The following is a 12,574-nucleotide window of genomic DNA, read 5'->3' as shown; positions in this document are numbered from 1 at the left end:
CCTGGTCGGCACCTTCAGCGCAGGGCGAGAGTTCGCCGCCGCGCTTGCCAGCCTTGGCCGGCAACAAAAACCTGTTCGATGACCTCGACATGGCGCTCGCCAATCTCGGCCACCTGCCCCTGGTCACGCCCCAAGCGGTCACCGACCTGCAGCCGATGCACGCGGCCATCAGCCTGGATCAGCGCGTAGCGCACGCCGCGACTGGCGAGGCTGCCGACCATTTCCAGCTGCTCCAGCGCCAGGCGCTGCAAGACATCGGCATGCACCGCCAGCGCAGATGGACCGAATGGATTGCGCAGCATCGCAACCGGCCGTCGCTGCGCCGCCTGTGGCTGCGCGCCAGGGGCCAACTGCGGCTGCGAGCGAGGCTGGTATGAGCGAACCTGCAATTCCATGTGCAGCAACTGCGCATCGGCCGGCTTCAGCGAAAGCCCTTGCACGGTAATCAGCCGCGGCTGCGCGGCCAGGTCCGCGAAAAATTCGGCAAGCGCCGAAAAGGCGCCACGCAAGCGCAGTTGCACGGGCAGTTCCAAGTAATGCTCAGCGGTCGACGCTTGGACTACCTGCAACTGTTCAATGGCCACTTCATGGGCCTCGGCCAGGCGGGAGAGCAACTCGAACACGGCAGGCTCGGCGCTCCCTGCCGACAATTGCCAGCGCGCTTGCTGCAAGCCGCTGTGCAATTCGGCCGTCGGCTCAACGCTGTCTGCGTTGGCGTGCGCCAAGGCATCGACCATCAGCGCCGCCTGCGTCATCAGCGGCCGTAAATGCACGGCGTAAGCCAGGCCTGCCAGAAGCGCCAGCAAGCCCGTCAGTATCAACGCCTGCACTGGCCAGGCTCGACTTGCCAGCACACCGCAGAAGCTCAAGGTGCAACCTCAAGGGCTGCTACCAGCTCAAACGCATGCCCCTCCTCGACCGCACTTAGCTGCTGCAATTCGGCAGTACTGATCAAGGATGAAGACTTCAGGCGGTCTGCCAGTTCCGCAACCAGTGCAGCCGAACCGGCCATGCCGGCAAGCCTCAGCACAGCTGGCTCCTGGCTCAGTGCGGTCAGGTACACGCCATCGGGCATGGCCCGCTCAACCTGCTCGAAGACATCCACGGCGAAATGCCGGCCAGCCTGCAAGCGTTGCAACTGCCTCAGTTCCTGCCGCAAAGCCTCGGGCTCCAGTTGCCCGCCGGGCGGGCTGAGCGACTGCTGCATGACGCCACGAAAATGCTGGTCGATGAGACCACTGGCAACGGCAACCAGCAGCACAACACTTGCACAGCCTGTCTGAAACCCTCGAGTACGCAGACGCTGGCGGCGCTCGCGCCATGGCAACAAATTAAGTCGCACGCCGCCCATGGCCAGGGCGCAGGCCACGTCCAGGCTCGAGCCCGCGTGGCCCAGTTCGGCGTCGAGCGCTACTGCCGGAGCACGCTGCAGCGCCTGGCTATCGATCTCCAGCACCCGTGCATTGAGCCCGGCGACTTCAAAGGTGGCCTCAAGTGTTTCCAGCAAACCGCGATGACAGGCCGCGACCTGAACGCTCACCGCATTAGCGCCAGCCGGCGCCTGCAGCCGGTAATCCAGCGCGGTGTCTTCAAGGTCGAAGGGAATGAACTGCTCAGCGGCATCGTGCACCTGCGCAGCAACTTCAGCATCGGCCAGACCCGCCGGCAAGCTTATAGATTTGCTGATAGCCCGCGCCGCCGGCAAGGCCACGGCGGCTTGCCGACAGCGGCTGCCACTGCGCTGCAGCGCGCGTTTCAGGGCCAGGCCGACCACCTCAGGGTCGGCAATCCAGCCGTCGAGCATGGCCCCGACAGGCAGCGGTTCAAGCGCCCAGGCCCGCACGCGCCACGCGCCTTTGCGCCGGTGCAATTGCACCAGTCGGATAGACGGCGGGGCAATTTCTACCCCCAGGAGTGAACCGGCATCCATGCCGAAGCGTCCAAGCATTGGTTTTTTCCTTGCTGGCGACAGCCGCGTGCGTAACGCGGCGAGTTGAAAAATGCTTATAATGCCCAGCGTTTATCCTTTGTCCGCTGGCCCCGCGCGCAACCCATTCTTTTATCTGGACGCCCTAAAGCCTTGATACGCCTGCTGAAGTTCTTCTGGTGGTCTTTCGTCGCAGTCATCTGCGCGCTCGTGCTCGGTCTGAGCGGCGCATTTCTGTATCTTAGCCCCAGCTTGCCCTCGGTAGAGGCCCTCAGAAGCATCCAGTTGCAGATCCCTTTGCGGGTCTACAGCAGCGACGGCAAGCTGATCGCCGAGTTCGGCGAAATGCGCCGCTCGCCCATCCGTTTTGCCGACATTCCGCCGCATTTCATCCAGGCTTTGCTGTCGGCTGAAGACGACAATTTCGCCAATCACTACGGCGTTGACCCCAGCAGCCTGATGCGTGCTGCAACACAATTGCTCAAGTCCGGGCACATCCAGACCGGCGGCAGCACCATCACCATGCAGGTGGCGAAGAACTTCTTCCTCAGCAGCGAACGCAGCTTCTCGCGCAAGACCAACGAGATTCTCCTGGCCCTGCAGATCGAACGCGAACTGACCAAGGACGAGATCCTCGAGCTGTACGTCAACAAGATCTACCTGGGCAACCGCGCCTACGGCATCGAGGCCGCCGCGCAGGTGTACTACGGCAAGTCGATCCGCGATGTCAGCCTGGCGCAGATGGCGATGATCGCCGGCCTGCCGAAAGCGCCGTCGCGCTTCAACCCACTGGCCAACCCGGTGCGCGCCAAAGAGCGCCGCGACTGGATCCTGGGGCGCATGTACAAGCTCGGCAAAATTGATGAAGCCAGCTACCAGACAGCATTGGCCGAACCGATCAACGCCAGCTACCACGTGCCGACCCCAGAAGTTAACGCACCCTACATCGCCGAGATGGCCCGCGCCGAAATGGTCGGCCGCTACGGCAGCGATGCCTACACCGAAGGCTTCCGCGTCACCACCACGGTGCCGAGCGACCTGCAGGAAATCGCCAACAAAGCCGTACTCAACGGCCTCACCGCCTACGACGAGCGTCATGGTTACCGTGGCCCCGAGTCGCGCTTCCCGGGCAAGACCCGTGACGCCTGGCTGCAGGAACTGAGCAAGCAACGCCCGTTGGGCGGCCTGGAGCCGGTGATCGTCACCGAAGTCAGCAAGACCGGCCTGCAGGTGCTGACCCGCGCCGGCAACCAGGAGTCGGTGGCCTGGGAGACCATGAAGTGGGCCCGCCCGTTCCTCAACACCAACAGCCAGGGCCGTGCACCACAGCAGCCTGCCGACGTTGCCCAGGTCGGCGACCTGATTCGCGTGCAGCGCCTGGACGACGGCAGCCTCAAATTCAGCCAGGTGCCGGGGGCGCAGAGCGCGCTGGTATCGCTGGACCCGAACAGTGGTGCGATCCGCGCCCTGGTCGGCGGTTTCTCGTTCGAGCAGAGCAACTACAACCGCGCCATGCAGGCCAAGCGTCAGCCGGGCTCGAGCTTCAAGCCGTTCGTGTACAGCGCTGCGCTGGACAACGGCTACACCGCCGCCAGCCTGGTCAACGACGCGCCGATCGTATTTGTCGACGAATACCTGGACAAGGTCTGGCGGCCGAAGAACGACACCAACACCTTCCTCGGCCCGATCCGCATGCGCGAGGCGCTGTACAAGTCGCGCAACCTGGTATCGATTCGCCTGCTGCAGGCCATGGGTGTAGGCCCGACCATCGACTACATCAGCAAGTTCGGCTTCAACAAGCAGGACCTGCCGCCCAACCTGTCGCTGGCCCTGGGCACCGCAACCCTGACGCCGATGGAAATCGCCACCGGCTGGAGCACCTTTGCCAACGGCGGCTACAAGATCAGCCCATACCTGATCGAACGCATCGAGAGCCGCAACGGCGAGACCCTGTTCACTGCCAACCCGCCACGGGTCCCGCAAAGCGAACAGGTCGAAGCCGGCATCGCCGCCCCCGAGCAGCCGATCAGCACCCAGCTGCCGGGCGAAGGCCTGAGCACCGTGGCCAGCGATCCGGCCGCCGCCGTCGCCCAGCCGCCGGCCGTGGCCGAGCGCATCATTGACGGGCGCACCAGCTATATCCTCACCAGCATGCTCCAGGACGTGATCAAGCGCGGTACCGGGCGCCGCGCCCTGGCCCTGGGCCGTACTGACCTCGCCGGCAAGACCGGTACCACCAACGAATCCAAGGACGCCTGGTTCTCCGGCTACAACGCCGACTACGTAACCACCGTCTGGACCGGCTTCGACCAACCGGAAACCCTCGGCCGCCGCGAGTACGGCGGCACCGTGGCGCTGCCGATCTGGATGAGCTACATGGGCGCTGCACTCAAAGACAAGCCCAACCATGCCCCGGCCGAGCCGGAAGGCATCCTCAGCCTGCGCGTCGACCCGGTCAGCGGCCGGGCGGCGACGCCAAGCACGCCGAACGCCTACTTCGAGCTGTTCAAGGCCGAAGACACACCGCCTTCGGTCAACGAGCTGGGTAACGGCAGCGCACCGGGCAGCCCGCTGCCAGCGGACGAGGCAGCGCCGATCGATCTGTTCTGATGGCAACCCATCGCAGGTGTAGGAGCGGTCTTGCCCCGCGATAGAGGTGACAACCCACCCACAAAAAAGCCCCGACTCTCACGAGCCGGGGCTTTTTACTACGCGTTGCAGCTAATCGCGGGTCAAGTCGGGTCGCCGCACCGCCCACACATTAGCCGTTGAACACGTCATCCACGCTTTTCAGCGGGTAGTTCTTCGGATACGGCAGGGTCGCCACACCAGTCTCGATCGCGGCCTTGGCCACGGCATCGGAAACCACGGTGATCAGACGAGCGTCCATTGGCTTCGGAATGATGTACTCACGGCCGAATTCCAGGGCGTCGACGCCGTAGGCTGCGCAGACTTCCTTAGGCACTGGCAGCTTGGCCAGGTCTTTCAGGGCGTTGGCGGCAGCGATCTTCATTTCTTCGTTGATGCGCTTGGCGCGAACGTCCAGGGCACCGCGGAAGATGAACGGGAAGCCCAGTACGTTGTTGACCTGGTTCGGGTAGTCGGAACGACCGGTAGCCATGATCACGTCGTTCCGGGTGGCGTGGGCCAGCTCCGGGGAGATCTCTGGATCAGGGTTGGAGCAGGCGAACACGATCGGGTTCGGCGCCATCGACTTCAGGCCTTCAGGGCTCAGCAGGTTCGGGCCGGACAGGCCGACGAACACGTCAGCGCCTTGCAGGGCGTCAGCCAGGGTGCGCTTGTCGGTAGCGTGGGCGAACACCGCCTTGTACTGGTTCAGGTCGTCACGGCCAGCGTGGATCACGCCAGTACGGTCAACCATGAAGATGTTCTCGATCTGTGCGCCCATGCTCACCAGCAGTTTCATGCAGGAGATGGCGGCGGCACCGGCGCCCAGGCAGACGATCTTGGCGTCGGCCAGGGTTTTGCCAGCGATTTCCAGGGCGTTGATCATGCCGGCGGCGGTAACGATCGCGGTGCCGTGCTGGTCATCGTGGAATACCGGGATGTCGCACTGTTCGATCAGCGCGCGCTCGATTTCAAAGCACTCTGGCGCCTTGATGTCTTCCAGGTTGATGCCACCGAAGGTGATCGAGATGCGCTTGACGGTGTCGATGAAGGCTTGCGGGCTCTCGGAGTCGACTTCGATGTCGAACACGTCGATACCGGCGAAACGCTTGAACAGAACGCCCTTGCCTTCCATGACCGGTTTGGAGGCCAGTGGGCCGAGGTTACCCAGGCCGAGGATGGCGGTGCCGTCGGAAATGACTGCTACCAGATTGCCCTTGCCGGTGTACTTGTAGGCCAGTTCCGGATCGCGACCGATTTCGCGAACCGGCTCAGCCACGCCAGGGCTGTAGGCCAGCGCCAGGTCGCGAGCAGTCGCGGTAGGTTTGGTGAGCTCGACGCTCAGTTTCCCCGGACGAGGTTGAGCGTGGTATTCGAGAGCGGCAGTTTTCAAATCTGACATGGTGGGCATTCCGCTATTTACTGTTCTGACGGACCGCCGAGGATACGCAAAGAGCAAAGGGCCGACAAGACTGCCCGGTCACTTGTGTCAAGGCCTTTAACCTACGACTTTCCGCCAAGAGCCACGGCCTGCAAGGGTTTCGATGTGTACAATCGAAATTAAAAATGTAGACAATTTTTTATCTTTCGACCCGTTCCAGCATCGACGGATCGGTCAGGGGCAGCAACCAGCGTTGCTGTCCCGGCTTCAGGCCACCTTTGCGGGAACGATCCAGCACCCAACCGCGGGCTTCGATCGATCGACCTTTCAGATCAGTGAAGAACGAAGAGGGGAAATTGCGCTGCAGGCGTGCCGGCACCTGAAGCACCAGAGAATCGTCGATTTCGATCCAGATACCCCCGCGATTGCGCTGGATATCCATCACCTTGCCACTTATCAGGGCAAAACCGGACTGACGCACGGCGCTTGCCGGGGTCAATGGCGATTGCCGCCACAGGCCTTTACCGGCCTGACGAGCGGCGCGCTCGGCCTGCGCCTGGCAGCCGGCCAACGCGACGTTGGGGGCCACCGCAACCCGGTAGCCAAGGCCTTCACTGAGCAGTTGTGCTTCGAAATTGTCGCCAGAGCGGCCGTAGACATGCGCCAGAGTACGGCCATATTTGTCCCGCGCCTCGACGCCAGGAACCAGCCCCACCTGCCCGCCGCTGGCCTTGACCAGGGCCTGCAAGCGCTGCCGTGCAGCCTCGGCGAAGGCTTCACTGCTGCGACCTTTGCGACCGATTTCCGGTGCATTAATGCCAATCAGGCGAACACTGCGGCCATCATTCAGACGCAAGGTATCGCCATCGACCACCTGGCGCACGCTGACCACCTGCGCATCGACCGGTGCCGCGCAGAATGCCAGGGCCGGCAACTGCCAGATCGCGCCCATAAAAAAGGCGCCCACGAGGGACGCCTTTTTCAGCAGCAATGCCAAACCCATCGGGCCAGCGTCGCGCAATCTTACTTCTTGGCACCGAACATGCCGAAGCGATCGGCGAACTTCTGTACGCGGCCGCCGGTGTCCAGGACCTTCTGCTTACCGGTGTAGAACGGGTGGCAGAGGTTGCAAACGTCGATCGGCAGGGCCTTGGCCAGAGTCGAACGAGTTTCGAATTTGTTACCGCAGCTGCAGGTAACTTCTACAGCTTCGTATACCGGATGGATATCGGCTTTCATGGTGTTTCCTCAGTGCTGACGTGCCGCCACTCAACACCATTGTTGAATACCGCACGCAAAATAGGGTCGGAATAATACCAGAGCAAACAGCCAACGCAAGTTGTCGCTTAGACCGGCGGTCGTCTGCTAGGCTCGCCGGACCCTGGAATTCCCCCTGCAGAGAACCTTTCGCGTGTCCGACGTCATTCTACGCCTTGCCCTGCCCTCGCCCCTGCGGCGGCTGTTCGACTACAGGGCACCGGCAAGCATGGCGCGCCAGGCACTGACCCCGGGCATGCGTATCCGCGTGCCGTTTGGTCGACGCGAGATGATCGGCATCCTGATCGAGATCAGCGACACCAGCGAGGTGCCGGCCGACAAGCTCAAGCCCGCAATCGCCCTGCTCGATCCGGTGTCGCCGCTGCCGCCGGCACTGTTCAAGCTGTGCCTGTGGACTGCGCAGTATTATCAGCACAGCCTCGGCGATACCCTGAGCTGGGCCCTGCCGGTGCTGCTGCGCCAGGGCGAACCGGCGCAAGCGCGCCAGGAGCGCTTCTGGCAAGTGGCCCCAGGCGCGCGCCTGGACGACCCGCGCATCGCCCGCGCGCCGCGCCAGCGCGAAGCCCTGGCAACCCTGGCGCAGCACCCCCATGGCGTGGCCCATACCCTGCTGAGCAAGCTGATGCTGAGCAAGGACAGCCTCGACCTGCTGCTGGCCAAGGAGCTGGTGCAGGTCGAGGTGCGCCGCCACTTGCCCCAGGAACGCCACGAACACTGGCTGGCGCAGCCGGAGCTGCCGCTCAACGACGAGCAGCGCACCGCCTTCAATGCGGTACGCTCAGGCTTCGACAGCTTTCATGCCTTCTTGTTGGCCGGGGTCACCGGCAGCGGCAAGACAGAGGTCTACCTGCAGCTGATCCGCGAAACCCTGGAGGCCGGCAAGCAGGCGCTGATTCTGATCCCGGAGATCAACCTGGGGCCGCAAACCCTGGCGCGCTTCGAGCAGCGTTTTAACGCGCGCATCGCCCTGCTGCACTCGGCGGTCAATGACCGCGAGCGCCTGGATGCCTGGCTGGCCGCACGTGACGGCGAGGCCGACATCATCATCGGCACCCGCTCGGCATTGTTCACACCGATGAAAAACCCCGGCTTGATCATCATCGACGAAGAACACGACGGCTCGTATAAACAGCAGGAAGGCCTGCGCTACCACGCTCGCGACCTGGCGCTGGTGCGCGCGCGCCAGGAGAACATCCCGATCCTGCTGGGCTCGGCCACGCCGTCGCTGGAGAGCCTGCATAACGCCCACAGCGGCCGCTATGGCCTGCTGCGCCTCAACCAGCGCGCCGGCGGCGCCCAGCAGCCGCGCTTCCTGCGCCTGGATGTGAAGAGCCGGCCGTTGGACAGCGGCATCAGCGGGCCGATGCAGCAAGCCATCGGCCAGACCCTGGCGGCCGGCCAGCAGGTACTGGTGTTCCTCAACCGCCGCGGCTTTGCGCCGACGCTCCTGTGCCATGACTGCGGCTGGATGTCCGAATGCCCACGCTGCGATGCGCGCATGACCGTGCACCAGCGCTCCAACGAGCTGCGCTGCCATCACTGCGGCTACGATGAGCGCGTGCCGCGCCAGTGCCCGCAGTGCAACAAAGTCGACCTGCGCCCGGTGGGTGCCGGCACCGAGCGCGCCGAGGAGCGCCTGAGCATTCTTTTTCCGGATTACCCGGTGCTGCGGGTCGACCGCGACAGCACTTCGCGCAAGGATGCGATGAACCAGTTGTTCGCCACCATCCAGCGCGGCCAGCCGTGCATCCTGGTTGGCACCCAGATGCTCGCCAAGGGCCACCATTTTCCGCGGGTGACCCTGGTGTCGATCCTCGATGCCGACGGCGGCCTGTTCTCCGGCGATTTTCGCGCCAGCGAGCGCATGGCGCAGATGATCGTCCAGGTCGCCGGCCGCGCCGGGCGCGCCGAGGAGCCGGGCAAGGTGATCATCCAGACCCACCTGGCCGACCATCCTTTATTGGTGCAACTGACCGAGCAGGGTTACTTCGCCTTTGCCGAGCAGGCCCTGAGCGAGCGCCGCGCCGCCGGCCTGCCGCCTTTCGCGCACCTGGCGCTGTTGCGCGCCGAAGCGCACAAGCCGGGGCAGGCCGAGGGGTTTCTCGATGAAGCCTGCAGCGCCGCCGAGCAGTTGCTGGCCGAACAGAACCTGCACGGCATCGAACTGCTGGGCCCGGTGCCGGCGCCAATGGAACGCCGTGCCGGGCGGTTTCGTGCGCAATTGTTGCTCCAGGCCAATGCCAGGGCACCTTTGCATCGACTGATCAGCGCCTGGTTGCTAGTGTTGGAACAGATGCCGTCCGGGCGCCAGGTGCGTTGGTCGCTGGATGTCGATCCGGTGGATTTGTACTGACAGCATTGGCCCAAAGGTTGGCAACCTCGCCCCGGCAACGGATAATGTCCAGTTTTTCCACCTGCGCATCGAAGCGCCGCCGCGCTTGCGGTCGAAAGAGAAGCCCATGAAAGACACCATTCGCCAGCTGATCCAGCAAGCCCTCACCCAACTCGTCACCGACGGTGTGCTGCCTGACGGGCTGACGCCGGCGATCCAGGTGGAGAACGCCCGGGACAAGACCCACGGCGACTTCGCCAGCAACATCGCGATGATGCTGGCCAAGCCTGCCGGCATGAAACCGCGCGACCTGGCCGAGAAGATCATCGCCGCCCTGCCTGCCGACGAGCAGGTAAGCAAGGTCGAGATCGCCGGCCCAGGCTTTCTCAACTTCTTCCAGAACACCCAGGCCCTGGCCTCGCGCCTGGACGCGGCCCTGGCCGACGCCAAGCTTGGCGTGAAGAAAGCCGGCCCGCAGCAGAAGGTGGTGGTCGACCTGTCGGCCCCTAACCTGGCCAAGGAGATGCACGTCGGCCACCTGCGTTCGACCATCATCGGTGACGCCGTATCCCGCGTGCTGGAGTTCCTCGGCGATGACGTAATCCGCCAGAACCACGTCGGCGACTGGGGCACCCAGTTCGGCATGCTGATGGCCTACCTGCAGGAAAACCCGATCACCAGCGACGAGCTGTCGGACCTGGAGAACTTCTACCGTGCGGCGAAAAAACGCTTCGACGAGTCCGAAGAGTTCGCCGACCGCGCCCGTGGCCTGGTGGTCAAGCTGCAAGCCGGCGACCCGGAATGCCTGAAGCTGTGGACCCGCTTCAAGGACATCTCGCTGTCGCACTGCCAGAAGACCTACGAACTGCTCAACGTCAAACTGACCATGGCCGACGTCATGGGCGAAAGCGCCTACAACGACGACCTGGCCAATGTCGTCAGCGACCTCAAGGCCAAGGGTCTGCTGGTCGAGAGCAAGGGCGCCCAGTGCGTATTCCTTGAAGAATTCAAAACCGCCGAAGGCGAGCCACTGCCGGTGATCGTGCAAAAAGCCGACGGCGGCTACCTGTACGCCACCACCGACCTCGCTGCCGTGCGCTACCGCAGCAACGTGCTCAAGGCCGACCGCGCCCTGTACTTCGTCGACCAGCGTCAGGCCCTGCACTTCAACCAGGTGTTCGAAGTGGCTCGCCGCGCCGGTTTCGTCGGCCACCCGATGCAAATGGAGCACATGGGCTTCGGCACCATGAACGGCGCCGACGGCCGTCCGTTCAAGACCCGCGACGGCGGCACGGTGAAGCTGATCGACCTGCTCACCGAAGCCAAGGAGCGTGCCTACGCCCTGGTCAAGGAGAAGAACCCGGAGCTGGCCGAGGCCGACCTGCGCGCCATCGGCGAAGTGGTCGGCATTGGCGCGGTGAAATACGCCGACCTGTCCAAGCACCGCACCAGCGACTACAGCTTCAACTTCGAACTGATGCTCAACTTCGAAGGCAACACCGCGCCTTACCTGCTGTACGCCTACACCCGCGTCGCCGGTGTGTTCCGCAAGCTGGGCAAGAGCTTTGAAGAAGTCGACGGACAGATCATCCTGCAAGCACCGCAGGAGCAGGACCTGGCCGCGCGCCTGGCGCAGTTCGGCGAGATCCTCAACAACGTCGCCGAGAAGGGCACGCCGCACGTGCTGTGCGCTTACCTGTACGACGTTGCCGGCCTGTTCTCGAGCTTCTACGAGAACTGCCCGATCCTCGCCGCCGACACCCCTGAACAGCAGCAGAGCCGCCTGCGTCTGGCCGCCCTGACCGGTCGTACCCTCAAGCAAGGTCTGCAACTGCTCGGCCTGGAAACCCTGGAGCGCATGTAAGTTGGCTGCCAAGAAAAAACCCGCACCCAAGCGCGGCGCGAGTCGCTATCAGGCACCTGCCAAGCAGCCGATCCCGGGCTGGCTGTGGCTGGCAATCGGCTTGTCGGTGGGCGCCTTTGTCGTGTTCCTGATGAAGCTCGAGCCTGGCAACGGCGAGGTCAAGCGCACCAAGCCCGAGCAGCAGAAGGCCGAGAAGGTCGCCGAAGCCAACAAGACCGCACCAAGCCCGCAGCAGCCGGTGAAGCCCAAGTACGACTTCTATACCTTGCTGCCGGAATCGGAAGTGATCGTGCCGCCTGAAGCGGTGCCGGAAAAAACCCCGCCGGTGCCGGCGCAACCTCCGGTCACCCCGGCGGAAGCGGCGAAGATCGACACCGCTCGTGCCCAGGCCGCGTTAATGGGCCAGACGCCTCCGCCAGCACCACCGGTGATCAAGCCGGCGGCGACCACCCAGTTCTTCCTGCAGGCCGGCTCGTTCCGCAAGCAGGCCGACGCCGACAAGGTCCGCGCGCAGATCATCCTGCTCGGCCAGGCGGTCAAGGTGGAGTCCGGCACGGTGAAGGAAGAAACCTGGTACCGCGTGCTGGTTGGCCCGTTCAGCAACCGTGAGCAGCTGACCGTGGCGCAAAAGCAACTGGCTGGCAGCGGCTTCAGCAATCTGCTGTTGCAGCAGCGCCAGACCCGCCAGTAACCCCGCCGCAAAAGCCTTGTCGCATTCGCTGCGACAAGGCTTCAGGCCTTAACGCCGCTGGGCGTTGGCCAGTGACACCTGGGTATTGAGCGTCCAGAAGTCATACAGCACCCCCACCAGGAATAACCCGCCGGTGCACAGGTAGATCAGGCCGGTGATCCACTTGCCCTGGTACATGCGGTGCACGCCAAACACCCCGAGGAAGGTCAGCAGGATCCACGCCAGGCTGTAGTCCAGTGGGCCCGGCTGAAAGCGCAGGTCGGCTTCGCGGTCCATCGCCGGAATCAGAAACAGGTCGATCAACCAGCCGATGCCGAGCAGGCCCAGGGTAAAGAACCAGATCGTGCCAGTGACCGGCTTGCCATAGTAGAAGCGGTGCGAACCGGTGAAGCCGAAAATCCACAGCAGATAACCGATCACCTTGCTGTGGGTGTCGTGTAGCTGACCGCCCTGTTGATAACTGTTCATTCATA

10 protein-coding genes are annotated in these 12,574 nt (G+C 63.7%); 4 read left to right on the top strand and 6 right to left on the bottom strand.

All coding sequences use genetic code 11. The features are described from left to right. Positions 1-14 precede the first annotated feature (14 nt). On the bottom strand, positions 15-869 hold the full coding sequence (locus LOY22_RS01380) for a pilus assembly protein PilP (RefSeq protein WP_093377173.1): 855 nt from the start codon (positions 867-869) through the stop codon (positions 15-17). Beyond that, complete coding sequence (gene pilM / locus LOY22_RS01375) at positions 866-1,948, bottom strand: pilus assembly protein PilM (RefSeq protein ID WP_093377178.1); 1,083 nt, start codon at positions 1,946-1,948, stop codon at positions 866-868. The genes LOY22_RS01380 and pilM overlap by 4 nt, the downstream gene beginning before the upstream one ends. 135 nt (positions 1,949-2,083) lie before the next feature. Between pilM and LOY22_RS01370 the strand changes: the two genes are divergently transcribed. Continuing rightward, entirely contained in the window at positions 2,084-4,537 is a 2,454-nt protein-coding gene (locus LOY22_RS01370; protein WP_177329133.1) for a penicillin-binding protein 1A, read from the top strand. A gap of 151 nt (positions 4,538-4,688) precedes the next feature. Here LOY22_RS01370 and LOY22_RS01365 read toward each other — a convergent pair whose 3' ends face one another. From LOY22_RS01365 to rpmE, 3 genes are all read right to left on the bottom strand, one after another. Continuing rightward, entirely contained in the window at positions 4,689-5,957 is a 1,269-nt protein-coding gene (locus LOY22_RS01365) for a malic enzyme-like NAD(P)-binding protein (RefSeq protein WP_045193954.1), read from the bottom strand. A 178-nt stretch (positions 5,958-6,135) separates the two neighbouring features. Beyond that, on the bottom strand, positions 6,136-6,957 hold the full coding sequence (locus LOY22_RS01360) for a thermonuclease family protein (protein WP_093377189.1): 822 nt from the start codon (positions 6,955-6,957) through the stop codon (positions 6,136-6,138). 2 nt (positions 6,958-6,959) lie between these two features. Then, positions 6,960-7,175: a 50S ribosomal protein L31 gene (gene rpmE / locus LOY22_RS01355; RefSeq protein ID WP_010222223.1), complete on the bottom strand. Its 216-nt coding sequence runs from the start codon at positions 7,173-7,175 to the stop codon at positions 6,960-6,962. 172 nt (positions 7,176-7,347) lie between these two features. Here rpmE and LOY22_RS01350 point away from each other — a divergent pair, with 172 nt between their 5' ends. The 3 genes from LOY22_RS01350 (at position 7,348) to LOY22_RS01340 (ending at position 12,101) form a co-directional block, all read left to right on the top strand. After that, on the top strand, positions 7,348-9,567 hold the full coding sequence (locus LOY22_RS01350) for a primosomal protein N' (protein ID WP_045193956.1): 2,220 nt from the start codon (positions 7,348-7,350) through the stop codon (positions 9,565-9,567). 106 nt (positions 9,568-9,673) lie between these two features. Further along, positions 9,674-11,410, top strand: a complete 1,737-nt coding sequence (argS, locus tag LOY22_RS01345) for an arginine--tRNA ligase (protein ID WP_093387207.1) — start codon at positions 9,674-9,676, stop codon at positions 11,408-11,410. A gap of 1 nt (position 11,411) precedes the next feature. After that, on the top strand, positions 11,412-12,101 hold the full coding sequence (locus LOY22_RS01340; protein WP_038997644.1) for an SPOR domain-containing protein: 690 nt from the start codon (positions 11,412-11,414) through the stop codon (positions 12,099-12,101). A gap of 48 nt (positions 12,102-12,149) precedes the next feature. On the opposite strand, the gene LOY22_RS01335 is transcribed toward LOY22_RS01340, so the two are convergent. Further along, positions 12,150-12,569 carry a TM2 domain-containing protein gene (locus LOY22_RS01335; protein ID WP_045193957.1) on the bottom strand — a complete coding sequence of 140 codons (420 nt, stop codon included), beginning with the start codon at positions 12,567-12,569 and terminating at the stop codon, positions 12,150-12,152. Positions 12,570-12,574: the final 5 nt, after the last annotated feature.

This window comes from Pseudomonas sp. B21-035 (assembly GCF_024748945.1).
Taxonomy (GTDB): Bacteria; Pseudomonadota; Gammaproteobacteria; order Pseudomonadales; family Pseudomonadaceae; genus Aquipseudomonas.
Note: the sequence above shows the minus strand (reverse complement) of the source record. Positions and strands in the feature narration are given on the sequence as shown.